The following is a 25,650-nucleotide window of genomic DNA, read 5'->3' on the forward strand; positions in this document are numbered from 1 at the left end:
CCGCTGTCAAAGCTGTTCGGCTATCCAGTTGGCGAGTTCGTCGCAGTCCATCGTTCCGTCTGCGACGGCCAGGATGGCTCTTTGCATGTCTTCGAGTCGCGGTTTGAATCGAGCGCCGTTCGCTCTAAGGAAAACGGCGAGAACGGCCGCGCCGGTGCGCTTGTTGCCATCCGCAAAAGGGTGATTCTTTATGATGCCGTACGCATAGCGGGCGGCTTTCTCCGCTAACGACGGATAAAGCTCAACGCCGTCGAACGTTTGACCAGGTTGAGCGAGCGCCGAATCGAGCAATCCTTCATCGCGCAATCCGTCGATTCCTCCGTACCTTGCGATAGATCGTTGGTGTATGGCAAGCGCGTCTTCGCGAGACACGTATCGCGTTTCCCTGCTCATTTCGCGAGCTCAACAAACATATCGTCGTATTCGTCCATGAACTCTTCTGCCAGTTTTACCATACTTGCTTCCTCCTTCACCTCGTTGATCGGAATGATCTGGGCGATGGGGTGGCTGTTTTTGATGACGGTGACGCTTCCAGCCGCCCGCGCCTTTTCCATAACGCCGTTGAAATTGCGGGCGACTTCCGTCGCGGTGACGCTGATGGGCATCGCGTCCTCCTCGGTCCGTTGACGTGCTCGGTTTACGTGCCTTGTATTATACATTCTACATAAAATTATGCAAGAATATATGCGCAATAAAATACGTAAAATAATCTGATATAAACGAGGGAAAAAGCGGGGGGGGGGTCGTTCTTGCGCTTGATCTGGGATAAAACGGAATCGTATGGTATGCTGATGGCAGCATGAGAAGCGATGAAATAGGAGCATCCCATGAGTGACAATTCCAATGTGTCGCCGGACGATTCTCGTAAGCCTGTAGAGCCTGCAGAGCCCGTGGAGCCCGTAGGTTCTGTGGAACCTGCAGAACCCGTGAAGCCCGCGGAACCTGCGGAGCCCGTGGGTCCTGCGGAACCCGCGAAACCCAAAGCACCCGCGCCGTCTCCGCAGTCGCCGACCCCGCCCCCGCCGCCTCCCGCATCGGCTCCGGTTCCCCTCGTGCAACCGGTGCCGCCTGCGCCCGGTCAATCTGCGCCGATGCCTCCTGGTGGTGGGTACGCGCCTCCGCAACCGCCCGTTTCCCCCTCCGCTTCCGGTGCGCCGGGCAGCGGAAAGGCGGTTGCGGCGCTCGTTTGCGGCATTGCGGCCATCGTTTTCTCGGGAACGGTCATCCTCGGCATCGGGCTTGGCATCGCGGCCATCGTTTTGGCATCGCAGTTCGTCAAGTCGTTCGGCAAGGACGGGAAGGCAACGGGCGGCAAGGCGTGCGGCATCGTCGGCATCGTGCTCAGCGTGCTCGCGATCGTCGCGTACTTGATGTTCGGCGCATTCGTGATGATGGTTATCGAGCACTCCGGTTCTCATGGGGCCGTGTACGGAGGCGCGACGGAGGTCGTTCCGCTTGATTCAAGCGATATCGACACCGAAGTCGAGGCGGTGCGCTCTGCTGCCGAGGGGGCGTTGGGGAAGATGGCCGGCGGGGATGCGGGCGTCGCGGCGCTCGTTGCGGAAAAGGCCGAGGGCGCGTTCGAGAGTTCAACCGGCTACACCTTGACCGATCTGGGCATCGATCCCGCCGAGTTCTCCGCATGGTTGATGGAGGACTTGACGTTCTCGATTGGCGATAACGATGCCTACGCGCATTCGGACGGCGTCGGCTTGGCGTTCGCCACCGTCGAAGCGCGGAGCATCTACGGGGTGACGGAGGCGCTGTACGAGGAGCTTTTGGCGCTCGATGGCGACGCGGTTGCCTCCGAGGAGGAGTGGAAAGCGAAGGTGGCGGAATTGCTGCCGCAAGCCCAAAGCCAAGCTGCGGCGGAAAAATCCGAATCGTATGTCGCGCTCGACTTCACGCTCGTCAATGGCGTATGGACGGTTGACGAGGATTCTTTCGAAAATGCTCTCGACCAGGTATTCGGTCTTTGGTGACGCAAGCGAACGGCAGTTCGGCGCGAACATGCGAATCGGGGCCGCCTTCGGGCGGCCCCGTCAGTTCCAGGGGTCCTCTTGGAATTGGGGCTCGGGTGCGGGAGGGCGGTCGGAGAAGGGGTCGTATCCGTCGTCGTCCTCCGTTGCGGGTCGGATGAACGCGTCGCGCGCATCCGTGTCCGCATGCGTGCTCCCGCTGCGCGTGCGCGCGTTCCCGTCTGCGTCGTGCGGGCGCGCGCTCGCATGCGAAGGCAGCGGCGTCGTGACGGGCCGCACACGGTAGCGGGGCCCGTCAGCCATCGAGGCCGTCCCGATCGCCTTGGCCGTCCTGCTCGGCCCGCTCGGCCCTCTTGTTCTCGGCTTGCTCGCCCCGCCCCTCGACACCACCCGCTTTGGCCAGGTCGTAAGGCGTGGTTTGGTACACGTAGTAGTTCAGCCAGTTCGTGTACAGAAGCTGGGCGTGCGCGCGCCAAGTGGCGTGCGGCGTCTGCGCGGGGTCGTCGTTCGGGAAGTAGTGGCGCGGCAGCGGCATGTCGAGGCCCTTCGCGATGTCGCGCTTGTACTCGGCCATGAGCGTTTCGGCGTCGTATTCAGGGTGGCCGAACACGAAGAAGTGGCGGCTGTCGGTGCTCTTCGCGATGTAGACGCCGGCCTCGCTCGACACGGCGATGAGCTCGAGGTCGGGATGCGCCTCGATATCGGCCGCATGCACCTCGGTGTAGCGCGAGTGCGGCGCTTTGAACGTGTCGTTGAACCCGCGCACGAGCGGTGAGGACGGCTTCACCACGTCATGATCGAACACGCCGAAAATCTTCTCGGGCAGCTCGTATTTGGGAATGCCGTAGTGATAGTAGATGCCGGCTTGCGCGCCCCAGCAGATATGGAACGTGGAGTGCACGTTCGCAGCCGACCACGCCATGATGCGGGTGAGCTCATCCCAATAGTCCACGTCTTCGAAATCGAGTAGCTCCACGGGCGCTCCGGTGATGATCATGCCGTCGAAATGCTGGTCTTTGATCTCGTCGAACGTGGTATAGAACGCGTCGAGGTGCTGCTCCGAGACGTTCTTCGCCGTGTGGCTGGCTGTTTGCAGCAGGCTGACCTCGATCTGCAAGGGCGTGTTCGAAAGCTTGCGCAAGATCTGCGTCTCGGTGACGATCTTGGTGGGCATGAGGTTGAGCAGCACCAGCTTCAGCGGGCGGATGTCCTGATGGATGGCTCGGTACTCCGTCATCACGAAGATGTTCTCACCTTCGAGGACGTCGGTGGCGGGCAGTGCGTCGGGTATCTTGATGGGCATGGGGAAACCTCCGATAAGCCGCGCTAAGCGCGGGATGGCGTTCGTGTGCAACGTGCCCATGATACCGGACAATCAGATGGCCCGCATATCTCAATAATCGATGATGCGTTATCGGCGGGGTCAATCGACGTACGTCGAAGGGCTGTCGCTCACCGAATCGAGGGGGACAGGCTTCCGATGCGTGGCGCGGCAGGATTGATTGCGCGTCGTTTCGCCGGAACGGTGCTGCGCAACTGGGCGTGCTCGCATCGCTCGTATTCAGTCCAGTCGCGCATGATCGCGCGGAAACCGTCTGCGTACGTTTCTCGCAGATTCGATTTGCGGTCGAAGCGGAATCGCGCCGATCGCGAAGCGCCGCAAAGAAACCGGTGCCGCAGCTTTTGCACTGAGTAAGTTTACTCAGTGCGATGAGAAAAATGTTCAACAAGGAAACGGATGCCGTGGTTTCTTGGATTCGTTCTCGGCAAGGAGCCCCGGTGCGTTGGCGGCGTCGGCGGTGGAGGTGGGCGTGAGAAGGGGTCTATGGTGTCGGGGGTGGGAGACGCTCGAGAGGGGGCGTGACGCCGGGAGTGGGGCGTGCAAGAAGGGGTTGTAACGTCGGGTGGTTCGTAATGTGCGGTTGTGATTACTTGATTATCTGAATACACGATATCGAAGTATCGAAAAGAGGGCGCTACCGCGGGGCGGGGCTGGTTCGCTATACTGGGCCGGACGCAAAATCCCACCTTATCGAGCACTCAAGGAGCATACCCATGAGCGAATCCATCGGCACCACTTGCGTGCAGGGCGGCTACCGTCCCGGCGACGGCGAGCCGCGCCAGCTGCCCATCTACCAGTCCACCACCTGGAAGTTCGACACGAGCGAGCACATGGGCCGCCTGTTCGACCTCGAGGAGGCCGGGTACTTCTACACGCGCCTGCAGAATCCCACCAACGACGCCGTGGCGGCCAAGATCGCCGAGCTCGAGGGCGGCACGGCGGCCATGCTCACGTCATCGGGGCAAGCTGCGAACTTCTTCGCCGTGTTCAACATCGCGGGTGCGGGCGATCACGTGGTGGCCAGCTCGGCCATCTACGGCGGCACGTACAACCTGCTCGCCCACACGATGCGTCGCATGGGCCTCGAGTGTACGTTCGTCGCGCCGGACTGCACCGACGAGGAGCTTGCAGCTGCGTTCCGTCCGAACACGAAGGCCGTGTTCGGCGAGACGATCGCCAACCCCGCGCTGTCGGTGCTGGATATCAAGCGCTTCGCCGCAGCCGCGCACACGCACGGCGTGCCGCTCATCGTGGACAACACGTTCCCCACGCCGGTGAACTGCCGCCCCATCGAATGGGGCGCCGACATCGTGACGCATTCCACCACGAAGTACCTGGACGGCCACGGCGTGAGCGTGGGCGGGGCCATCGTGGACTCCGGACGTTTCGATTGGACGGCGCACGCCGACAAGTTCCCCGGCCTCACCACGCCGGACGAAAGCTACCATGGCGTGGTGTACACGGAGCGCTTCGGGCTGGAAGGGGCGTTCATCACGAAGGCGACGGCGCAGCTCATGCGCGATTTCGGGGCCATTCAGTCGCCGCAGAACGCGTTCTATGTGAACCTGGGGCTGGAGAGCCTGCATCTGCGCATGGCGCAGCACAACAAGAACGGTTTGGCGATGGCCGAGCACTTGGCCGCGCATCCGAAGGTGGCGTGGGTGCGCTATCCGGGCCTGCCGGGGGATACGCAGCACGAATTGGCGCGGAAGTACCTGCCTGCCGGAGCGAGCGGTGTGGTGAGCTTCGGCGTGGCCGGCGGGCGCGCGGCGGCCGAGACGTTCATGGCCAACCTCAAGCTGGCGCAGATCGCCACGCATGTGGCCGACGCGCGCACCTGCGTGTTGCATCCCGCGAACGCGACGCACCGCCAGATGAACGACGCGGAGCTGGCCGCCGCCGGCATCACGCCCGACCTTGTGCGCTTTTCGTGCGGCATCGAGGCCACCGAAGACCTGATCGCCGACGTCGACCAGGCGCTCGCCGCGGTGTAGGGCGGCGTCTGCGGGCGCGCGCGAGAGCTGCGCGCAGCTGGGAGGCGGGCCAGGGGCGGCTGTTGCGTGCGCGCGGCTGTTCGCAGGCGCAACGGGACGCATCGCGCCTCCGTTTCCCCTGTGCAAAAGCTAGTTGAGGGGGAGGGCTCGTCGACGTGATCGGCGGGCCCTCCTGCTATAGTGCCTCTGTCGAACGATGTTGATCGAAGGAGGAAGCATGGACGTCAAGGCAATTGCCGAGCAGGTGATGGCGGCGGTGGGAGAGGCCCCCGAGAAGGCGCAGGAGTTCATCGCCGATCCGAAGGGCGCGATCGAGCAGCTCACGGGGCACGCGCTCGACGAGGGACAGATCGCCGAAGTGGTTGAGCACGTGAAGTCGATGATCACCGAAGGAGGCGCCGGTTTAGAGGGGCTTGACCTGGGCGCTATCGGGGAAAAGCTCGGTGGCCTCGTGGGCGAGGGCTCTCCGCTCGGCGGCCTCCTCGGCGGGATCTTCGGAAAGAAGGAGTAGGGGCTTTTCCGCTTGTCAGTCGACGATGACCACTTCGGGATTCGAGCGATCCACAATGGCGTGCGCCTCGATGGAGGCCCCGAGATAGCGTTCTATGAGCTGGGAGAACTCATCGAGCGCCGCGCGCAGGTCGTCGATGCGCGACGGATCGACGCACTCGATGATGAGAAACGCGTTCTCCGAATCGTCGGTGAGCGCGGTGCGTTGGCCGTCGCGCCAGTTCCAGCAGCGGCACACCGCCCCCGCGTCGTCGCGGTAGCACAGCTCGTCGGGCAGCGTGGGATCGTCCTCGTCCTCCCCGAGCGCGCGGAAGGCGTCGCCTCCCTCCGTGATGCCGAGGCGCAGGTCGCCCTCGAACGTGTCGATGTCCTCGCCTCCCACCGGCAGCGCGTATTTGAGCGACACGGCGTTGTAGATGTCGACTGCGGGCGTGATGGAGCCGACGGGGTTGCCTTTCAGCACGCGCTTGAGCAGGTTCTCGATGGAGCACCGCGCGCCTTTCTTCGTTTTGAACTGCTGATACGCGTCGCGCCATACGCGCACGACTTCGTTTTGCGAGATGGTGTTGCTTGTGAGATGGCGGTCGGCTTGCGCGTTCGCCTCCCTCAGAAGCGCGGCGATCGCCGCCGCATCCTCGGCGGGCACCTCGCTGGCAGGCTTCATCCCGCGTGCGACGATCACTCCGATCGCCGCCTCGGGGAACAGCTTCCAGAACGACTCCTCCGCGATGAACTTCTGCATGGCGTCTCCTTGCGGTCGCTTTTTCTTGCTTTCTTGATTGTACCCCATGCTTTGCTCGGCGCTTCGGCGCGCCGCTGTCGGGTGGGAGTCTTTTGCGAACGTCTCGTGCGAGCGAATAGCCTCATTTTGGCCACGAAACCGCGTTCTGGCACGGATCGGCCTCTTCGGACGCGTGTCCGAAACTCGCGACCTGGCCTTTTGCCGACAAGGGCCTTCACAGGGGCTTCCAAACCCCACCTTTTCGTGCCAGAGCGCGGTTTCGTGTCCATTTTCGGACGATTTTTCTGCACGATCGCCGCCGAACCGATGGCGAGCGGAAAACCCACCCGAAAAGGCGCGCGCATCTTGTGCGCGGATTCCGAAAGGGAGGGGCTCTTGTGTGCGGATTCCGCAGGAGAGGGGCTTGACGATGGCCGAAACCCTCGCCTTGGGTGGAGAGGGCGCAAGCGAGCTGCCCTTCTGCCAGCGAGGTCGGAGACGCATGGGCAAAGCGCGCCGCGCCGACCTGGCTCGTCCCTGCCCGTTCGAGCTGCGATTCGCTGCCCCCCTCCGTGTTTCTCCCGGCAGGGGCAATTGGGGCACCCCCCCCCTTCCTCCGTCACCGATCCCGATCCGATGGGATCGAGCGGGGGAGGGGATCGGCATCAAGTCACCTTGAGAAGGGGTGCCGACCGGCCATCCCGCACGGCTCTTTGCCCCTGTCCGCGCCGAAGGTCCGGATGCGTTGCCGATGGGCGCGCGTTTCCGGGGAGGGCGGGGCCTCCCTCCCGGCGCATGCGCGGCAAAAGCGCGGCCCGCTCGCGCTTCTCATCGCAGCCCGCCTGCACGTTCCCATAGCGGTCGTGCGGACACGCCATGGCCCTTCCCCTTCCGGCGCGCCCTTTTCGCCGCCTCTTGCCGCATCTCCTTTGCTTCTCGCTCGGCTATTTTCGCTGCGAACCTTGTCAAACCCTCGTTTCTTTCTTAGGATGATCGACAGCGGTGCAAACGGCTTCGATTTGTGCGCTTGCACAAATCGAGCGAAGCGCCGACACGAAACGAGCTGCCCCATGGCGGGCTGAACGGAGGCGATCGACATGGCGATCACGACGGGCATCGTAGGCGCGGCGGGGTTCGCCGGCATCGAGCTGACGAGGATCGCCCTGCGCCATCCCGACCTCGAGCTCGTCGCTGTCACCTCGAACGAGCTGGCCGGCACGCCCGTCTCTTGCGAATACCCCGGCTTCTCCGGCGCCACCGACCTCGCCTTCACCACCCATGACGACCCTGCTCTCGATGCGTGCGACCTCGTGTTCCTCGCCGTTCCGCATACGGCGGCGCTGTCGATGGCCCCCCGGCTCGTCGACCGAGGCGCGACGGTTGTCGACCTCTCGGCCGATTTCCGGCTCAAAGACCCTGCCGTCTACGAGCGCTGGTACGCCACGCCCCACACCGCCCCCGACCTGCTCGCGCGCACCGCGTTCGGTCTGCCCGAGCTCTTCCCCGACGATCTTGCCCGTGCGGCCGAGGCCCGCGAAGCGGGCAAGGGTGCGCTCGTGGCCTGTGCGGGCTGCTATCCCACTGCCACTTCATTGGCCGCCGCGCCCGCCGTGCGCGCGGGGTTCGTCGCCGAAGAGGGCGCGGTCGTGGTGGACGCCATTTCGGGCGTCACGGGCGCGGGCAAGAAGGCGACCGCCCGCACGCATTTCTGCTTTGCCGACGAGAACCTTGAAGCGTACGGCGTGGCCACGCATCGCCATACGCCCGAGATCGAGCAAATTCTCGACCTCAAAGGGCGCCTCGTGTTCACGCCGCACCTCGCGCCGGCGAAGCGCGGACTGCTCTCCACGGTCAACCTGCCGCTTTCGTCCGACGCCCCTGCGGACGCCGCCTCCGTGCTCGAGCGCTATCGCGCGTTCTACGAGGGAAATCCCTTCGTGCGCGTGCTGCCCGAGGGGGTCATGCCGAAGACTTCGTCGGTGGTCGGCACGAACGGCGCCCATATCGGTCTGGCCGTGAACGAGCGCGCCCGCGTGCTCATCGCCGTGTGCGCGATCGACAACCTGGTCAAAGGCGCGGCTGGCCAAGCCGTGCAGTGCGCGAACGCGGTGCTGGGGCTTCCGCAAACCGCCGGCCTCGATGTCGTCGCGGCACCCGTGTAGACCGATGCCGAAAGCCGCAAGGAGAAAGAGGCAACCATGAGCAGCGAAGATCAGACAGCGGGCAAGCAGCCCGTTCCCAACCGCTCAGACCGACAGCAAGGCGACGGCGCACCTGCTCCCCTGCGCGCCGCCGCGACCGCCGCAGAGCGCCCCTGCGCGCTGCCGTTGGTTCCGGGTGGCGGCGTCACCACGCCGCGCGGGTTCAAGGCCGCGGGCGTGCACGCGGGGTTTCGCAAGGATCCCGGGCGGCTCGACCTCGCGCTCGTCGTCGCCGACGAGCCGTGCGCCTGCGCGGCGGTGTTCACCCAGAACGTTTTCTGCTCGGCACCGGTGGTCGTGTCGCGCGAGCATCTTGACGGCCAGGGTTGCGGCACGGCGCGTGCCGTCGTCGTGAACTCGGGCAACGCGAATGCCGCCACGGGCGAGCGCGGTCTTGAGGCCGCGCGCGAGTCGGCGCGTCTGGCCGCCGACGCCGTGGGCTGCCCCGCAAGCGAAGTGCTCGTGGCGTCGACGGGCGTGATCGGCCAGCATCTGCCGCTCGGGCCGTTCGCGTCCGGTTTGCCCGCCGCCGTCCAGGCGCTTTCGGCTGTCGGCGGCGCGGACGCGGCGCGCGCCATCATGACCACCGACACGCGTCCGAAGGAGTGCGCGGTCACGTTCTCCGGCGACGGCATCGGCTACGAGGGCTGCGTCTTCTCGGTCGGTGGCATGACGAAGGGCTCGGGCATGATCATGCCGAACATGGCCACGATGATCGCGGTCCTCGCCACTGACGCCCCCGTGCTGCCGCGCGACCTCCATGCGGTGCTCAAGCGCGCCGTCGATGCGAGCTTCAACAAGATCACCGTCGATTCCGACACCTCCACGAACGATTCGTGCTTCATGATGGCCAGCGGCCAGGCGGTGCCGCCGGGTTCTGAGCCCTTCGCACCGGGCACGCCCGCCTTCGAGCGCTTCGAAGCCGCGCTCGCCGCGGTGTGCGAGAGCCTTGCGCGCCAGATGGCCGCCGACGGCGAGGGCGCCACGCGCCTCGTCACCGTGCACGTGACCGGTGCCGCCACCGACGCGGACGCGGACAAAGCCGCCCGCGCCGTGGCGAACTCGCCGCTCGTCAAGACGGCCATCTGCGGCCACGACGCCAACTGGGGCCGCATCGCGGCCGCCCTCGGCAAGTCCGGCGCGCGCTTTCGCCAGGAGGACGCCGCCATCGACATCATGGGCCTGCCCGTGTGTCGCGGCGGGCTCACGGTCGAATTCGACGAGGACGAGGCTTTGCGGCGCTTCGAGCGGCCCGAGGTGGTCATCGACGTCGACCTCGGCGTCGGCGACGCCCGCACTACGGTTTGGACGTGCGATTTCACGCACGAGTACATCACGATCAACGGAGACTACCGATCATGAAATACGCGAAGGACACGCGCCCGAAGGGCGCATCGCACAAAGCGGCAGAGGTGCTTGTCGAGGCGCTGCCGTGGATCAAGAACATCACCGGCAAGACGGTCGTTATCAAGTACGGCGGTTCGGCCATGGTGGACGAGCAATTGCGTGCCGACGTCATGGCCGATATCGTGCTCTTGAAGATCGTCGGCGTGAACCCCGTCATCGTCCACGGCGGCGGCAAGGCCATCACCGAGGCCATGGAGCACATGCAGCTGCCCGTGGAGTTCAAGGACGGCCAGCGCGTCACCACGCCCGAGGCCATGGACCTCGTGCGCACCGTGCTCATGGGCAAGGTGAACCAAGAGCTGGTCGAAGCGCTCAACGAGCACGGCAACTTCGCCGTGGGCGTGTCCGGCGCGGACGCGGGCGTTATTGTGGCCGAGCAAGCGAGCCCCGATCTTGGCCGCGTGGGGCATATCACGCGCATCAACAGCGCGCTTCTCGACGATCTCGTGGCCGGCGACTACATCCCCGTCGTCGCCTCGGTCGCGCTCGGCGAGGACGGCGGCTTCTACAACGTGAACGCCGACATGGTGGCCGGCCATATCGCCGCCGCCATCGGCGCGCACAAGGTGGTCTTCCTCACCGACGTCGACGGCCTCTACGAGAACTTCGAGAACAAAGACTCGCTCATCTCGAACCTCACGCTGTTCGAGGCCCAGTATATGGTGGAGAACAACATCGTGTCCACGGGCATGATCCCCAAGCTGAAGTCGTGCATCCACGCGCTCGATGCGGGCGTGTTCCGCGCTCACATCATCAACGGCGTCACGCCCCACTCGCTGCTGCTCGAGCTGCTCACCAGCACCGGCGTGGGCACCACGATGCACTCCACCGAGGAGTCGTGCAAGTTCGACACCCATCCGCTCGGCAATTTCGCCTCGAAGCTCATAGAGAACCGCCATCACGCCGCCGAGGGCTCGTCGGGGTCCAAGTAGCCCGCTCCTCTGCCCTGTGAAGGGGCGGGAGGGGCGCCTCGCCACGCCGGCGAGGCGGCGCACGAAGAGGACGAACGAAGAAGAAGGGAAGCCACGTCATGTCCTACGTCGAGGAGCGCGAACTCGAATCTGCCTACCTCATGCAAACCTACGCCCGCAAGCCCGTCGAGCTCGTCTCCGGACGAGGCATGGAGGTGGTCGACGACGCGGGCCGCACCTATCTTGACTTCGTGTCGGGCGTGGGGGCGGCAAGCCTCGGCCACTGCCATCCTGCGCTCGTCGCCGCGCTCGAGGAGCAGGCGCGCACGCTCGTGCACGTGAGCAACTACTATTACATCGAGCATCGCGGCGAGGTCGCCCGCGCTGTGTCCGACCTGCTGAACGCGTGCGTTCCCGAGGCCGAGCGCGCGCCGTGGCGAAGCTTCTTCGCCAACTCCGGTGCCGAGGCGAACGAATGCGCGTTCAAACTCGCGCGTTTGCATGCCAAGAAGCGCGCCGTCGCGCGCGCCGAGGCCGAGGGCGCCGACGAGACCGCTGTTGCGGCTGCGCGCGAGGCCGCACCCCGCATCATCGTCACGCTCGATGCGAGCTTCCATGGCCGCACGCTCGCCACGCTGGCCGCCACGGCCCAGCCGGCGAAACAGGAGGCGTTCCGGCCTTTGCCCGACGGCTTTGCCCGCACGCCCATCAATGACGTGGCGGCGCTCGAGGCTCTGTTTGAAGCGCAGGGGGATGCCATCTGCGCCGTCATGGTGGAGTGCGTGCAGGGCGAGAGCGGCGTGCATCCCTGCACGGCCGAATTCCTGCAGACGGCCCGTCGCCTCACCGAGGAGCGCGGCGCGCTGCTCATGTGCGACGAGATCCAATGCGGCATGTTCCGTTGCGGCACCCACCCCTTCGGCTTCCAGCATTTCGGCATCACGCCGGACGTCGTCACCATCGCCAAGGGCATCGCCTCGGGATTCCCCATGGGCATGTGCGCTGCGCGCGAAGAAGTGGCGGCCTCGTTCACACCGGGCGACCACGGCTCCACGTTCGGCGGCAGCTGTCTGGCCGTCGCCGCCGCTCGTGCCACCGTGCGCGAGCTGTCGGAAGGCGGCATCGCCGAGCAGGTTGAGCAGGTGGGGGCGTACATGCGCGAGCGCATGTACGCGTTGCCGCACGTGGAGCAGGTGCGCGGCCTCGGACTCATGATCGCCGTCGACCTCGACGCGGATGCGAGCGCCCCGGACGTCGTGCTCAAGGGCCTCGATGCGGGGCTGCTCCTCAACTTCACCGGCCCGCGCACGTTGCGCTTCCTCCCGCCGCTCATCTGCACGCGCGAGGACGTCGATGCGCTGATCGAGAGGCTGGGCGGGATTCTTTCCACCCTCTGAGTTACGTCGCCGGCCCCTTCCTCACGGCGCGCTCCGTGTGGAAGGGCCTTCACGCAAGGGGGCGGGGTTTCTCGGCTCCTGTCCTCTTGCGTGCGGAAAGGGGAATGAGGCCTTCGCGCAAGGGAGTGGCGCATTTTCCGTTTTCGCCGTCTTTCGTGCGCGAAAGACGAGGGACAGGGGCGCTTGTGCGGAGGTTTCGGTAATGAAATCAAGAAAAAATTGCCATATAGTACCGAAATGAGTGTAGCCTGGCCTGTGATTGCTCGAAAAGCCTGTATCTACGGGCCAAAGCAGGGGATTTCGGTACTATATATCGTAAAACTTCCCGATTTCTTACCGTTTGGACTGAAAGAGGCCCGAAGCTTGTAAGTCACGGTAAAATACGGAAGTTTTTTCGCGATTTTGTTACCGTATCGAGCACGATGGCCCTCGAACTGCAATCTCCCCGCCTCCGAGAAGAGAGGCGAACTCCGAACGTGCCCCAGATGTGCTCCAAGCACACCCTGAGCGCACCTACAGACGAGCCTCGGGCGAGTTGCGGGCTTCCGACGCAATCCCGACCGATCCGACGCAGTTCCGACGAAGCCCGTTCGGCGCGCCGGGGCAAGGTCCGGGCGGTGTTCGGCAAGGTGCGGCGAGACTCGGCGCAATCCGAGTTGCGCGATCGCCCTCGTTCGCATGGCCGGTGGAGAAGGGGCGAGGCAGAGCCTGGGCGGCGGGGAGCGGGATCCGGTCGAGGCCCGACAAAGCGCAAAGGAGGAAAGCGGGATCCGGCCGAAGCTCGACAACGAGCGCAAGCCTCAAGCGCAGTAAGCCCTCGAAAGTCCCACAAGCCCGCAACCCCACAAGCCCGCAAGTCCCGTAAGCCCGCAACCTCACAAGCCCTCAAGCCTCAAGTCCCGCAATCCCGGAAGTCCCGCAACCCTTCTCAAGTCCCGCAAGACCAGCAATCCCGCAAGCCCCCGCAATCCCGCAACCCCCTCAACCCACGCAGCTCTCGCAAGCCCTTGGCAAAATCTTTCTGCGCATTTTGAAATTCTAGGGACGAAACACCCATCGATAGGGTACTATTTACTGCATATTTTCGCATGCTGTTTGCCCTAAACTGCATACCGCATGCGAGAGGGTGTGACCGGAACCGTATGTGATCGTTCTCGGCTGGGAACAGAGAGTATCGAGGGCATGAGGAAACGTCAACAACGGCACGACATTATCCGCGACATCATTCGCGCGCATAATGTCAAGACGCAGCGCGACCTCGCGCAGCAGCTGCAAGCCGCTGGGTACGAATGCACTCAAGCCACGATCTCCCGCGACATCATGGACATGGGGTTGGTGAAGTCGCGCGAGGGCTACTACGTCCTTCCCGAGGAGATGCGGTTGCAGCGCATGGTTTCGGAATTGGTCGAAGAGGTGCACGTGGCAGGCAACATGGTCGTGGTGAAGACGTTCTCCGGTGGAGCCGCCGGCGTCTCCGCTGCGCTCGACAAAGCCAGCCTGCGCGGAGCGCTCGGCACGGTGGCCGGCGACAACACGATCATGATCGCGGCAGAGACCCCCGAGGCCGCCGTCGAAGTCGAACGCGCCATCGACCGTCTGCGACGACGTTAGTCGTCTATTCTTTGCGCGAGGGACGCTTTTCTCCCTCTTTCCCCCAACGCTGCCAAGCAGCATGAAGTCGTGAGGGTTGCCCGGCGCTCACGCCATCGCGAAAAGCCACGATGCGCACGGGAATTCGTGTATCCGCACGCCGCTTGGGCCATGCGGAGCCGTATCCATCCGTATCCGCATCGGAGATCCGGGCATATCCGCAGACGCAAACCAACAACGTGAAAGGACTATCATCATGGCTGGTCAGAAAGACAAAGTTGTACTCGCGTACTCAGGCGGCCTCGACACTTCCGTGTGCATCAAGTGGCTGCAGGAGGAGAAGGGCCTCGACGTCATCGCCGTGGTCGGGGACGTGGGGCAGGAGCACGAAGGGCTTGAGAAAATCAAGCAGAAGGCCCTTAAAACCGGCGCGCTCGACTGCGTGGTCGTAGACATGCGGGACACGTTTGCCAAGGAGTACCTGGCGAAGGCGCTCGCAGCCAACGCGCTCTACGAGAACAAGTACCCGCTCGTCTCGGCGCTCTCGCGGCCGCTCATCTCGAAGCACCTCGTGGACGCGGCCCACAAGTTCGGTGCGAAGTACATCGCCCACGGCTGCACGGGCAAGGGCAACGACCAGGTGCGCTTCGAGGCCAGCATCACGATGCTCGATCCCGACATCGAGATCCTCGCCCCGGTGCGCGAGTGGGACCTCAAAACCCGGCCCGAGGAGATCGAGTGGGCGCAGGTGCACGGCGTCGACGTGCCCGCTACGAAGGCGTCGCCGTACTCCATCGACGACAACCTGTGGGGTCGGGCCATCGAATGCGGCGTGCTCGAGGATCCGTGGATGGAGCCTCCGGCAGACATCTACACGATGACGGTCGATCCCGCGAAGGCTCCGAACAAGCCGCAGTACGTCGAGCTCACGTTCGCCCGCGGCCTGCCCTATATGATCGACGGCAACCAGAAAAGCTTCCTCGGCATCATCTACGCCCTGAACGAGATCGCCGGCGCGCACGGCTACGGCCGCCTCGACATGATCGAGAACCGGCTCGTGGGCGTGAAGAGCCGCGAGTGCTACGAGGCCCCCGCGGCGCTCGCCCTCGTCATGGCGCACAAGGCGCTCGAGGATTTGGTGCTCGAGCGCGAAGTGCTGCATTACAAGCTGGGCATCGAGCAGGCATGGGCGACGTGCGTGTACAACGGGCAGTGGTTCTCGCCGCTCAAGGAGGCGCTTGACGCGTTTCTGCTCAACACGCAGCGCTGCCTGTCGGGAACGGTGCGGCTCAAGTTCTACAAGGGCTCGTGCACGGTGGTCGGCCGCAAGAGCGCGTACTCGCTCTACGACTATTCTCTGGCCACCTACGATGCGGACGACGCGTTCGACCACACCGCCGCCAAGGGCTTCATACAGCTGCAAACGCTCTCCGGAAAGACCTGGGCTTCCAACCGTCGGCAGGAGGGCGCGCCCGCGGAGCTGTTCGATGCCGAGAAGCAGGCCGGCCCGCTCAAGCGGGGCAAATACGAGGGCGTGACGCCCATCTGGAAGCAGGTGGCCGCAGCCGAGCGCGCGGCGGCCGAGCGGGACGCCGTCGCGTCCGATCAGGCGTAAGGGAGGAGCGGCATGGCACTGTGGTCGGGCAGGTTCACCGAGGGAGCGGATGCGTTCACGCAGCGCTTCGGAGCGTCGCTGCCGGTGGACAAGGCGTTGTACGCGCAGGACATCGCGGGTTCCAAGGCGCATGCGCGCATGCTGGCGGCGCAGGGCGTCATCGCGCAGGAGGATGCCGACGCCATCGCAGCCGGCCTCGACGGCATCAAAGCGGATATCGAGGCGGGGAGGTTCGCCTTCGATGTGAATGACGAGGACATCCACATGGCGGTGGAACGCGCGCTCATCGAGCGCGTGGGCGATGCGGGCGCGCGACTGCACACGGGGCGCAGCCGCAACGACCAGGTGGCCACCGACACGCGCCTGTTCGCCAAGCAACGCTGCTCCGACCTCATGCGGGCCAACCTCGCGTTGCGCCGCGCGCTCATGATGCAGGCCGAAGCGCACTTCGACGTCATCCTCCCCGGCTGCACGCACCTGCAGCACGCCCAGCCGGTGCTGCTGTCGCATCATCTGCTGGCCTACACGTGGATGCTCGCGCGCGATTTCGAGCGCTTGGTTGCTGCGCGTCGCGCCGCCGACGCGAGCCCGCTCGGCGCGGCGGCGCTCGCGGGCACCACGTACCCGCTCGATCGGCAGATGACGGCTGCCGACCTGGGCTTCTCGCGCGTCATCCCGAACTCGCTCGACGCCGTGTCCGACCGCGACTTTTTGCTCGATCTGTCGTACGCGTGCAGCGTGTCGTGCATGCACCTGTCGCGTTTGTGCGAGGAGATCGTGCTGTGGTCCAGCTCCGAGTTCGGGTTCATCGAGCTGTCCGATTCGTTCTCCACGGGCTCGTCCATCATGCCGCAGAAGAAGAACCCGGACTTCGCCGAGCTCATCCGCGGCAAGACCGGGCGCGTGGTGGGCGACCTCGTAGCGCTGCTCGTCACGTGCAAGGCCCTGCCGCTTGCGTACAACAAGGACTTGCAGGAGGACAAGGAGGGCGCCATCGACGCCGCGCGGACGCTCGAGGACTGCCTTGTGTGCACCGCCGGCATGGTCGAGACGATGCGCGTGGTGCCCGAGGCCATGCGCGCCCAGGCGAAGAAGGGCTACCTTGCAGCCACCGACGTGGCCGACTACCTGGCGAAGAAGGGGCTGCCGTTCAGGCGCGCCCACGAGGTGGTGGGGCATCTCGTGCTTGTGTGCGAGCAACGCGGCTGCGGCCTCGGCGATCTTTCGCTCGCCGACTTCAAAGCCGAGTGCGAGCTGTTCGAGGCCGACATCACGGGCGCGCTCGACTTGGAGAGCATCGTGGCCGCTCGCACCACCGAGGGCGGCACGGGACATGCGGCCGTGCGCGTCCAGCTTGCACAGGCAAAAGAAGTGTTCGCCGCCGACGAGGCGTCGGTGTAGCTGGGTGCGGCCCCTCCTGCTCCGTTGTGGACGAGGCGGGAGGGGCCGCTTGGTGCGACGGAGATGAGAATCCGCGCATCGCCGCGGCGAAGGGGCCGTATTGCGTCCTGCGGCGAAGACGCCTTTCGCCCTGCCGCGTCGCCCTTTCGCCCCGCTTTCTCCTTGCTCATCCGTATGCGCGGTTCCTGATCGGGGTTGCCCTCCCGCAACCGCATCGCGGGATCGCCGATCTGACGTCTTCCAATCCAACGAGGGCCGCTCGGCTATGCGCGAAGCCCCCTTGCTTCATGCGCTTCTGCGTCTCCGATCGGGGCTTTTGCGTCATGACCTTTTTCCAACAAACTTGTGTTGTTTCATGGGCGTGCGAGGCCCGATGATACAATGAGCGGAGTTTTTTGGAGGTGTCACGTGGCTTCACGCTCGATTAAGAACCGGCCTAGCGCCAAAAAGAAGCATCCCAAAATCGGGCTGCTCGCTGTCGTCACCGTTCTCGTGGCGGTTGTCGTCTCGGGTTTCGCGGGCGTGTGGGCCCTCGGATCGTCGTGGTTGCAGGATCTGCCCGACTACGAGAACATGGATTCTCTCAATGTGGCGATGCCGTCGGAGGTGAGGACCGAAGACGGGACGGTGCTCGCGAAGTTCCAGCTGGAGAATCGCGATCCTGTGGAGTTGGGCGAGATCAGCCCGTACGTCCTCCAGGGAACCGTCGCCACCGAGGACGAGCGCTTCTACGACCACGGCGGCTTCGACCTCATGGGCATCGCCCGTGCGCTCGTCGTGAACATCACGGGGTCGGGCCGCGAGGGCGCGTCCACTATCACCCAGCAGCTTGTGCGCAACACCATCCTCGTTGACGAAATGGACGACATCTCCCTCAAGCGCAAGGTGCGCGAGATGTACTTGTCGGTGAAGCTTGAGGAGAAGTACTCGAAAAACGAGATTCTGCTCATGTACCTCAACACCATCAACTACGGTAACAGCACCTACGGCATCCAGGCCGCGGCGCAGCGCTACTTCTCGAAGGATGCCGCGGATCTCACGCTTGCCGAGGCGGCAGCGCTTGTGGGCGTTCCTCAGTCCCCTTCGTTCAACAACCCTCTTGTCGACGATGGTCAAAACTGCCTCAAACGCCGCAACCTCGTGCTCGACCGCATGCTATCGAACGGCTACATCACCCAGGAGGAGCATGACGCGGCGCAAGCCGAGCCGCTTGTGGTGAACGAATCGCTTCCTGCTGAAGAGGGCATCTACCAGTACCCGCACTTCGTCCGTTACGTGAAGAACCTGCTCACCGACCCCGATGGCCCCTATCGCTACTCTGCGAACGAGGTGAGCGGCGGCGGCCTGACCATCGTCACGACGCTCGATCCCGCGATGCAAGAGCAGGCCGAGGCGGCGGTCGCGGCAAAACTGGAGAAGATCCACGGGGAAACTGACAGCGATACCATCCAGGGGGCGCTCGTGTGCATCGAGCCGTCCACGGGAAACATCAAGGCCATGGTCGGTGGCGACTCGCAAGTGAACCTTGCCACCGGGGAAGGCACCAATCCCGATCATCCCGGTCGTCCTTCCGGTTCGTCGTTCAAGACGTTCACGCTCATCGCCGCCCTTGAGGCGGGCATCGATCCCAACACGATGATCGACTGCTCGTCCCCTGCGAGCATTCCGAACACCGAGTACACCGACCTTGAAAATATCGACAACAGAAATTACGGCACGCGCAGCATCGCGCGCGCCTTCGAGGTGTCGTCGAACACCGGCTTCGTGCGGTTGGAGATGGCCGTGGGCATGGACAAGGTGGCCGAGGTCGCCCAGCGCATGGGCATCACGTCGCCGCTCAGCATCACGCCGTCCATGACGCTCGGCTCCAACAACGTGACGATGCTCGACATGGCTTCTGCCTATGCGGTCATCGCGAACGAGGGCGTGCGCAACGACCCCAATCCCATCCTGACGATAACCAAAGCCAACGGCGAGGTGCTTGTCGACAACACGGCAGAAGAGGGCAGCGAGCTGCGCCGAACCTCGAGTGAGCAGGTCATCTCTCCGGAAGTGGCTCATGCGGCCATCGAGGTCATGAAGACGGTGGTCACAGGGGCCGAGGGAACCGGTGCCGATGCGCGCTTGGCAAACGGGCAGACGGTGGCCGCCAAAACCGGCACGAGCGAGAGCTATCTGGACATCACGTTCTGCGGCATCACCCCTCAGCTTTCGACGTCTATCTGGTTCGGCGATCCAGGCAACCAAGTCACCCTTCCGAATCATGAAAGCGCAGGAGACGTGTTCAGTTCGTTCATGAATCAGGCGCTCACGCTCTCTCCGCTCGAAGAGTTCGCCGATGCGGGCGACCCTCCGTATCAGGACTACTCCAATGCGGATTACCACATCGGCGGGTACAGCAGCAGTAGAGGCGGTGGTCACAGCGGCAGCAACGTGTCGTCGGGGTCGTCCAACGATTCGAACTCGGGATATGACAACGGCGACACGAGCGGTTCTGGCGATCAGGGCGGTTCCGCGGCGAACGGCTCCGAAGGAGGGACGTCTGGCGACTCTTCGACGGGCGGGGGATCGTCGGGTGGCGATACGGGAGGCGACGGCTCTTCCGACGGCAGCACTGGCGGTTCCGGTTCGGATTCCGGTGGATCCGGAGGCGATTCCGGGGGAGGTTCCGAAGGAGGTTCGGGAGGAGACACCGGCGGAGGGTCCGATGGCGGTTCGACGGGCGGCGGCGATTCGGGAGGCGATTCGGGAGGATCGACGGGCGGCGGCGACGCCCCGGCCGCTGCGCTCTTTGATGCGCGGATTCGTTCGCAACTTTGGTTCGAGCGCATGGCTCGCGTAGTTTGATACGGTACAAGGCATCGATTACAACGTAGGGAGCAGGATACATGAAGCAGACTAGGTTCCTCAGGGTGTGCGCTGTGCTATGCGCCGCGGCCTTGGCGGGCGCGACGCTGGGAGGCTGCATGCAGCAGGACACGTCCGCGGCTCAGCGGCAGTCCGCCAATCGCGAGTACATGTCGCAAGTGAACCAAACCATGGAGGACTTGCAAGAGAAGCTTGCGAGCTTCACCGATGCTGTCTCGCGCGGCGACGTGGTGGGCATGCGCACGCAAGCAGACAACGCGTTCAAGTCCATCGACGACCTGAACAAGCTTGAAGCGCCCGAAGATCTCAAGGACATCCAGCAGGCGTACGTCGATGGAACGGGCACGCTCAAGGAAGCCCTCAGTTCCTATGTTGACCTTTACACCGAGATCGACAGTGCCACTGACGAGCAACCCTTCGATTGGGCATCGTACGACGAACGTATTGGCGAAATTCAAAGCCAGTACGATGCGGGCATCGCTCAGCTTGAGGAGGGCGATCAGAAAGCGGCTGAGAAGCAGTAGCCCGGCGGCGGCCCGTTTACCAGAAACTCCCCGCTTGGAGCGCGCTGCATGACAATGCGATGGTGCGCATGACACGAAGAAAGGCCCGCTTTCGGCGGGCCTTTCTTCGTGGGGAGGAAGGGGGTAGTCGACGTCTCAGAGAGATGCGTGTTAGGTCAAAGCCGGGGGAGGGTCGGGGTCGGGTGTTGGATCGGGCTCGGGTGTGGGTTCCGGGTCCGACGGCTCGGGTTCCGGCTCCGGTTCGGGTTCGGGTTCGATCGTCGGTCCTGGGTCTTTTCCCTTCGATACGACAAGGACGAGTTTGTCTCCGTCGGTCCTTTGCCCAATGACCGTTCCGGCGGGAACCGAGTCGGAGTACTCTTCGACCAGGTACACGTTGTAGCCGCCCAGTTGCGTCTGCGCGTCGCTCAGCGTTTTGCCGGTCACGTCGGGCGCCTTCGCCGGGTCTTTCGCCTCATTCTTCTTGTCGCTGCCGTATTTGTCGGCCTGCTCTTCGTTGAAGTCGTTCTTGTACTCGGGCTCCTCGGTGTCGGGGAACTCTTCGATCTCTTGGCCCGCAAGCGCGCGCGACATAAAGTCCTGCCATAGCTGGTTCGCGGTCAGGCTCGCGTCGGTTTGCTCGTAGTTGCGATTGCCCAGCCATACGGCGCAGCTCAGCTGCGGCGCGTAGCCGACAAGCCAGTGGCCGCGGAACTCCTGCACGGTGCCCGTCTTGCCCGCGACGGGTTGGCCGTTCGACGGGCCGAAGCCGTAGGCGGTGCCGTTGCTCGATTCGAACACCGAGCGCAGCACTTTCGTCACCGCGCCGGACACCTCTTCGGTGAGCACGCGAGCGCTCGTGTCGGCGGGTTCGTAGATCACGTTGCCGTCTTGGTCGACGATCTTCGTGATGACCACGGGGTCGTGCTTCACGCCGCCGGTCGCCAGCGTGGCGTAGGCGTTCGCCATGCTGAGCGGCGTGCAGTTCTCCGTGCCGAGCACGGCGGTGGGCGTGTTGTTGGGCACGAACTCACCGCCCACGCCCAGGCGAGTGGCCATCTCGTTCATGGCGGCAGGGGTTACTTCTTCGGTGAGGCGGTAGTAGCCGGTGTTCGACGAGAGCGCGGTGGCGTTCTCGATGGTCTGGATGCCGTAATCGGCACCGCCGAAGTTCTCGAGCGGCTCGGCTCCCGGACGGTCCATGGGCGAGGTGCAATCGATCTTCGTATCGGGATCGATGCCCTGCTCGATGGCGGCGACCAGCGTGAAAACCTTGAACGTCGAGCCGGTGGGCTGCCCGCCTTGCGTGGCGATGTTCCATTGGCTCTCGTAATAGTCGCGGCCGCCCACCATGGCCTTCACCAGCCCCGTCTCGGGCTCCATCGCCACGAGCGCCGATTCCAGGTCCGGACCCATGCCGGCCATGCGCGCGTTCTGCTCGGCGCAAGCCTCTTCGGCCTCCTCTTGCAAGACGGGATCGAGCGAGGTGTAGATGGTGTAGCCGCCTTCAAAAAGGTTGCTTTCGGTCATGCCGTATTTCGCAGGGTCGCTCGTTAGCAGCTGCTGCACGTAGCTTGTGAAGTACGGGTACGCGTAGATGCCGTCTTCGGGCGTGGCGGGCGCTGGGTTGAGGTTGAGCTCTTCGGCCTGCGCCGCGTCGTGCTCCTCTTGCGTGATGTCGCCCGCGGAGAGCATGCGGTCGAGCACCGTGTTGCGCCGTTTGAGGCACGCGTCGGGATATTCTTTCGGATTGAGATACGTCGGCGATTGCGGGATGCCTACGAGCGTGGCCGCCTGGGCGAGCGTGAGATCGGCCGCCGACACCTGGAAATAGTTCTGCGCCGCCGCCTCGATGCCGTAGCAGCCGTCTCCGTAGTTGATGGTGTTGAGGTACATGAGCAGGATCTCGTCTTTGCTGAAGCGCTTCTCCATGTCGACGGCCAGCTCGGCTTCGCGGATCTTGCGTTCGAAAGAGATGTCGGTGGCCTCGTCGGTGAGGATGGTGTTGCGCACGAGCTGCTGGGTGATGGTGGACGCGCCTTCGAGGTCGCCGCCGGTCAGGTTGTTCACGAGCGCGCGGGCGATGCCGAGCAGATCCACGCCGTCGTGCTCGTAAAAGCGCACGTCCTCGGTATCCACCGTCCCCTTGAGGACGTACGGGCTCACCTGGTCGGCGCTCTCGAGCGGTTCGCGCTTCTCAAGGCGGAACTCGGCGAGCACGGTGGACTCGTCGCCCGCGTACATGACCGACTCCTGCGAGTAGTTCGTGAAGTCGATGTTCTCGATGGGCGGCAAGTCTTCCGTCCAGCTTTCCATGATGCGCAGGACGCCCTGCACGCCCCAGTAGGCGACGAAGCACAATGCGGCTCCCACGACAAGGAGGGCCCATTTCGGGCCATGGGTGCGCTTTTCGCGCTGTTTTCTCCGTATCTTCATGATTCGATTATACTAGCTTACCGTTGAAACCGAATCGTTACCCTGTGGGAGCACACAAGGAACCCGGAATGCGGAACCCTTTCTGTTCCGCTTGATTTCGATCCCCCTACTATATATAGGTAAGGAAATGCGACGCATGATGCAGACATCTCAGCCGAAAGCCGTTGAGCTTCTCGCGCCTGCTGGCAACGCCGAGGCGCTTCGCGCCGCCATGCGCGCCGGGGCCGACGCGGTGTACCTTGGGCTCGAATCGTTCAACGCCCGCCGCGGCGCCGACAACTTCACGCTCGAGTCGCTTGCCGAGGCGTGCGACTACGCCCACTTACGCGGCGCGAGCGTGTACGTGGCGCTCAACACCGCCGTGCTGCCCTCCGAGCTCTCGCGCGCGCTCGAGACGGCCCGTCAGGCTTATCGGGCGGGTGCCGATGCGTTCATCGTGCAGGACATCGGCGTGGCCGCCGAGCTCTCGCGCTCGCTGCCCGAGGCGCGTCTGCATGTCTCCACGCAGATGAACACGCACAATGCCGCCGGCATCGAAGCGGCGGCGAGGCTTGGGGCCCGGCGCGTGACGCTCGCGCGCGAGCTTTCGCTTGCCGAGATCGCGCACCTCGCCGAGGTGGCCGACGGCCTCGGCATGGAGGTGGAGACGTTCGCCCACGGGGCGCTGTGCGTGTGCTACTCGGGGCAGTGCTTCATGTCATCGCTCATCGGCGGGCGCTCGGCGAACCGCGGCCTTTGCGCCCAGGCGTGCCGGCTTCCCTACACGCTGCACAACAAGGCGCAGCGGAAAAACCTCCCCTCTCCGGGCGATCATCTGCTCTCTCCGCAGGATCTGTGCGCGATCGACCTGCTGCCCGAGCTGGTGTGCGCGGGCGTGGCCTCGCTCAAGATCGAGGGCCGCATGAAGTCGCCCGACTACGTGTTCGCGGTCGTGGGCGTCTACCGCGCCGTGCTCGACCGCGTGCTCGCCGCGCGGGATGCGGCTTGCAGAAGCGGTGCGGATGTGGACGGAGCCGAAGGCGGTGCGGACGGGCGCTCCTGGGCAGACGACCCTTCCGTGCGCGCCACCGACGACGAGCGCCGCGCGCTCGCCGAGGCGTTCTCGCGCGGGTTCACCACGGCGTATCTCGAGGGCAAGCGCGGCAACGACATCATGAGCTACGGCCGTCCGAACAACCGCGGCGTGCTCGTGGGGCGCGTGGCCTCCGTGAAGAACGGGGTGGCCGCCATCGCCGCCGAGCGCACGCTTGCGCGCGGCGACGTGCTGGAGTTCTGGACGAACAAGGGGCATTTCGCCTACACGCTCGACGAAGTGGCCTTCGATCGCGACGGCAACGTGCGCGTCTCTCCCAACCGTCCGGTGGGGAAGGGCGACCGCGTATTCCGCGTGCGCAGCGCGCAAGCCGCCTACGAGGACGACCCGCAGCTTCCCCGCGTGCCCGTGCGCGGCCTGGCGAAGCTGCGCCTTGGCAAGCCCCTGCGCGTGGAGTTCTCGCTTGCTCCGAAGGCTGCGCGGCGCATGGGCGCGGACGCTCTGGACATCGTGGGCACGGCCGAAGGCGAGGCCGTCGAGCCGGCCCGCACCAAGCCCGTCGCCGTCGAAGACGTGCGCGCCCACATCGACCGCCTCGGCCAAACGCCGTTCGAGCTGACGGAACTTGAGGTCGAGTTGGACGAGGGCGCAGGCGTCGGTTTCTCCCAGCTGCATCGCGTGCGCGCCGCCGCCCTCGAGGATCTGCGCGGCAAGTTGCTCGCCGGATCGCGCGACCGTGCGCTGCCGCGAGTGAGCGCGCGCCCCGCGCTGCCGCCCGCGCGGCCCCGCGGCTGCCGCATCGCCGTGTGGGCCACGAACCCCGCGTGCGCGCGCGCCGCGAAGCGCGCCGGAGCCGACCTCATCTACGTGCCTGCGCTCAACTACAAGCGGGGCGAGGCCGTCATCGCCGGCCAGCGCAGCGCCACTGCGGAGCAGGCCGGCTATCCGAAGCAGGTCATTCCCGTGCTGCCCGTGATCGAGCATGATCCGGTTCCCGGTACGCGCGAGGCAAGGCTCGGCTTCGACGCATGGCGCTTCGTCAAGCCCGGCAAGCCCGTGATGGCCGAGAGCCTCGGCGCGCTCGTGCGCGCCGCCGATCTTGGATGCGAGGTCGAACTCGGTCCCCATGTGCCTGTGACGAACACGCTGTCCCTCGCCGCTGCGGCCGATCTCGGCGCTTCGCGCGTATGGCTTTCGCCCGAGCTCACGCTTGGCCAGATCGCCGACCTTGCCGAGGACGCTCCCGTGGAGCTCGGCCTGACCATCATCGGATCCCAAGAGCTCATGGTCACCGAGCACTGCCTGCTCATGAGCCAAGGCCCCTGCGACGAGGAGTGCGACGCGTGCCCGCGCCGCAAGAGCCCGCATTTCCTGCGCGACCGCAAGGAGTACGAGTTCCCCGTCGTCACCGACGCGCTCGGTCGCAGCCACCTGTACAACGGCGTGCAGCTTGACGTGGCGCATGCGGTTCCCGATCTCGTGCACGCGGGGGTGAGCGTCCTCATGGTGGATGCCACACTCATGAACGTCGAGGAGACGACGAGAGCCGTCGCCCGCGCCGTGCGCGCCCGCAGCGTCGCCCATGCCAGCGGCAACGCCATCGGCAAGGTGTCCGGCACCACGAGCGGCCATCTTTACCGGGGTGTCTCGTAGTTTCGTCGTCCCGTAGTTCCACCGAACGGCGGGCGGCGGGGAGATGGGGTGGCGGGGTGACAGAGGGACGGGGATAATGTCACATTCCC

Annotated in this window: 18 protein-coding genes; 13 read left to right on the plus strand and 5 right to left on the minus strand. The window is 64.8% G+C overall.

What is annotated here, in order from left to right:
- Positions 1-6: 6 nt before the first annotated feature.
- Together C2L80_RS03900 and C2L80_RS13820 are read right to left on the minus strand one after the other, a co-directional pair.
- Positions 7-393, minus strand: coding sequence for a type II toxin-antitoxin system death-on-curing family toxin (locus C2L80_RS03900; RefSeq protein ID WP_087197083.1), 387 nt, complete (start codon positions 391-393; stop codon positions 7-9).
- Positions 390-605 carry a type II toxin-antitoxin system Phd/YefM family antitoxin gene (locus C2L80_RS13820; RefSeq protein ID WP_087197085.1) on the minus strand — a complete coding sequence of 72 codons (216 nt, stop codon included), beginning with the start codon at positions 603-605 and terminating at the stop codon, positions 390-392. The genes C2L80_RS03900 and C2L80_RS13820 overlap by 4 nt, the downstream gene beginning before the upstream one ends.
- A 486-nt stretch (positions 606-1,091) precedes the next feature.
- Here C2L80_RS13820 and C2L80_RS03915 point away from each other — a divergent pair, with 486 nt between their 5' ends.
- Entirely contained in the window at positions 1,092-1,982 is an 891-nt protein-coding gene (locus tag C2L80_RS03915) for a DUF4190 domain-containing protein (protein WP_087197090.1), read from the plus strand.
- Positions 1,983-2,274: 292 nt separating this feature from the next.
- Here the strand turns inward: C2L80_RS03915 and metA are convergent, their stop codons facing one another.
- On the minus strand, positions 2,275-3,282 hold the full coding sequence (metA, locus tag C2L80_RS03925; protein WP_338049463.1) for a homoserine O-acetyltransferase MetA: 1,008 nt from the start codon (positions 3,280-3,282) through the stop codon (positions 2,275-2,277).
- Positions 3,283-4,034: 752 nt separating this feature from the next.
- Between metA and C2L80_RS03930 the strand changes: the two genes are divergently transcribed.
- Positions 4,035-5,315, plus strand: coding sequence for an O-acetylhomoserine aminocarboxypropyltransferase/cysteine synthase family protein (locus C2L80_RS03930; RefSeq protein ID WP_087197093.1), 1,281 nt, complete (start codon positions 4,035-4,037; stop codon positions 5,313-5,315).
- 217 nt (positions 5,316-5,532) lie between these two features.
- On the plus strand, positions 5,533-5,826 hold the full coding sequence (locus tag C2L80_RS03935; RefSeq protein WP_087197095.1) for a hypothetical protein: 294 nt from the start codon (positions 5,533-5,535) through the stop codon (positions 5,824-5,826).
- Positions 5,827-5,841: 15 nt separating this feature from the next.
- Here the strand turns inward: C2L80_RS03935 and C2L80_RS03940 are convergent, their stop codons facing one another.
- Entirely contained in the window at positions 5,842-6,567 is a 726-nt protein-coding gene (locus tag C2L80_RS03940) for a B3/B4 domain-containing protein (RefSeq protein ID WP_087197096.1), read from the minus strand.
- A gap of 1,076 nt (positions 6,568-7,643) precedes the next feature.
- Between C2L80_RS03940 and argC the strand changes: the two genes are divergently transcribed.
- The 9 genes from argC to C2L80_RS03985 all read left to right on the plus strand — a co-directional run bounded on the left by argC (position 7,644) and on the right by C2L80_RS03985 (position 20,460).
- Positions 7,644-8,708, plus strand: a complete 1,065-nt coding sequence (argC, locus tag C2L80_RS03945) for an N-acetyl-gamma-glutamyl-phosphate reductase (RefSeq protein ID WP_087197098.1) — start codon at positions 7,644-7,646, stop codon at positions 8,706-8,708.
- A 36-nt stretch (positions 8,709-8,744) separates the two neighbouring features.
- Positions 8,745-10,109 (plus strand): bifunctional glutamate N-acetyltransferase/amino-acid acetyltransferase ArgJ, encoded by a 1,365-nt coding sequence (argJ, locus tag C2L80_RS03950; protein WP_087197100.1) that lies wholly within the window; start codon positions 8,745-8,747, stop codon positions 10,107-10,109.
- Entirely contained in the window at positions 10,106-11,086 is a 981-nt protein-coding gene (gene argB, locus C2L80_RS03955) for an acetylglutamate kinase (RefSeq protein ID WP_087197101.1), read from the plus strand. The genes argJ and argB overlap by 4 nt, the downstream gene beginning before the upstream one ends.
- 98 nt (positions 11,087-11,184) lie before the next feature.
- A complete protein-coding gene (locus tag C2L80_RS03960) occupies positions 11,185-12,462 on the plus strand; it encodes an aminotransferase class III-fold pyridoxal phosphate-dependent enzyme (protein ID WP_103262687.1) in 1,278 nt (425 codons plus the stop codon).
- Positions 12,463-13,644: 1,182 nt separating this feature from the next.
- Positions 13,645-14,073, plus strand: a complete 429-nt coding sequence (locus C2L80_RS03965) for an arginine repressor (protein ID WP_087197105.1) — start codon at positions 13,645-13,647, stop codon at positions 14,071-14,073.
- Between the two features lie 235 nt (positions 14,074-14,308).
- Positions 14,309-15,667, plus strand: coding sequence for an argininosuccinate synthase (locus tag C2L80_RS03970; protein ID WP_092199510.1), 1,359 nt, complete (start codon positions 14,309-14,311; stop codon positions 15,665-15,667).
- Positions 15,668-15,679: 12 nt separating this feature from the next.
- The gene (gene argH / locus C2L80_RS03975) at positions 15,680-17,068 is read left to right on the plus strand and encodes an argininosuccinate lyase (protein WP_103262688.1); all 1,389 of its coding nucleotides are present in this window, start codon (positions 15,680-15,682) and stop codon (positions 17,066-17,068) included.
- A gap of 408 nt (positions 17,069-17,476) precedes the next feature.
- Positions 17,477-19,915, plus strand: a complete 2,439-nt coding sequence (locus C2L80_RS03980; protein WP_103262689.1) for a transglycosylase domain-containing protein — start codon at positions 17,477-17,479, stop codon at positions 19,913-19,915.
- 41 nt (positions 19,916-19,956) lie between these two features.
- Complete coding sequence (locus C2L80_RS03985) at positions 19,957-20,460, plus strand: hypothetical protein (RefSeq protein WP_103262690.1); 504 nt, start codon at positions 19,957-19,959, stop codon at positions 20,458-20,460.
- A 150-nt stretch (positions 20,461-20,610) separates the two neighbouring features.
- On the opposite strand, the gene C2L80_RS03990 is transcribed toward C2L80_RS03985, so the two are convergent.
- The gene (locus tag C2L80_RS03990; protein ID WP_224759160.1) at positions 20,611-22,812 is read right to left on the minus strand and encodes a transglycosylase domain-containing protein; all 2,202 of its coding nucleotides are present in this window, start codon (positions 22,810-22,812) and stop codon (positions 20,611-20,613) included.
- Positions 22,813-23,011: 199 nt separating this feature from the next.
- Here C2L80_RS03990 and C2L80_RS03995 point away from each other — a divergent pair, with 199 nt between their 5' ends.
- Positions 23,012-25,561 (plus strand): U32 family peptidase, encoded by a 2,550-nt coding sequence (locus tag C2L80_RS03995; protein WP_239938693.1) that lies wholly within the window; start codon positions 23,012-23,014, stop codon positions 25,559-25,561.
- Positions 25,562-25,650 lie beyond the last annotated feature (89 nt).

Source organism: Rubneribacter badeniensis, assembly GCF_002899695.1.
Classification (GTDB): domain Bacteria; phylum Actinomycetota; class Coriobacteriia; order Coriobacteriales; family Eggerthellaceae; genus Rubneribacter; species Rubneribacter badeniensis.

Bases quoted from the DNA above. Each gene is read 5' to 3' on its own strand.
- C2L80_RS03900 (WP_087197083.1), bottom strand. From the start codon at position 393: ATGAGCAGGGAAACGCGATACGTGTCTCGCGAAGACGCGCTTGCCATA.
- C2L80_RS13820 (WP_087197085.1), bottom strand. From the start codon at position 605: ATGCCCATCAGCGTCACCGCGACGGAAGTCGCCCGCAATTTCAACGGC.
- C2L80_RS03915 (WP_087197090.1), top strand. From the start codon at position 1,092: ATGCCTCCTGGTGGTGGGTACGCGCCTCCGCAACCGCCCGTTTCCCCC.
- metA (WP_338049463.1), bottom strand. From the start codon at position 3,282: ATGCCCATCAAGATACCCGACGCACTGCCCGCCACCGACGTCCTCGAA.
- C2L80_RS03930 (WP_087197093.1), top strand. From the start codon at position 4,035: ATGAGCGAATCCATCGGCACCACTTGCGTGCAGGGCGGCTACCGTCCC.
- C2L80_RS03935 (WP_087197095.1), top strand. From the start codon at position 5,533: ATGGACGTCAAGGCAATTGCCGAGCAGGTGATGGCGGCGGTGGGAGAG.
- C2L80_RS03940 (WP_087197096.1), bottom strand. From the start codon at position 6,567: ATGCAGAAGTTCATCGCGGAGGAGTCGTTCTGGAAGCTGTTCCCCGAG.
- argC (WP_087197098.1), top strand. From the start codon at position 7,644: ATGGCGATCACGACGGGCATCGTAGGCGCGGCGGGGTTCGCCGGCATC.
- argJ (WP_087197100.1), top strand. From the start codon at position 8,745: ATGAGCAGCGAAGATCAGACAGCGGGCAAGCAGCCCGTTCCCAACCGC.
- argB (WP_087197101.1), top strand. From the start codon at position 10,106: ATGAAATACGCGAAGGACACGCGCCCGAAGGGCGCATCGCACAAAGCG.
- C2L80_RS03960 (WP_103262687.1), top strand. From the start codon at position 11,185: ATGTCCTACGTCGAGGAGCGCGAACTCGAATCTGCCTACCTCATGCAA.
- C2L80_RS03965 (WP_087197105.1), top strand. From the start codon at position 13,645: ATGAGGAAACGTCAACAACGGCACGACATTATCCGCGACATCATTCGC.
- C2L80_RS03970 (WP_092199510.1), top strand. From the start codon at position 14,309: ATGGCTGGTCAGAAAGACAAAGTTGTACTCGCGTACTCAGGCGGCCTC.
- argH (WP_103262688.1), top strand. From the start codon at position 15,680: ATGGCACTGTGGTCGGGCAGGTTCACCGAGGGAGCGGATGCGTTCACG.
- C2L80_RS03985 (WP_103262690.1), top strand. From the start codon at position 19,957: ATGAAGCAGACTAGGTTCCTCAGGGTGTGCGCTGTGCTATGCGCCGCG.
- C2L80_RS03995 (WP_239938693.1), top strand. From the start codon at position 23,012: ATGATGCAGACATCTCAGCCGAAAGCCGTTGAGCTTCTCGCGCCTGCT.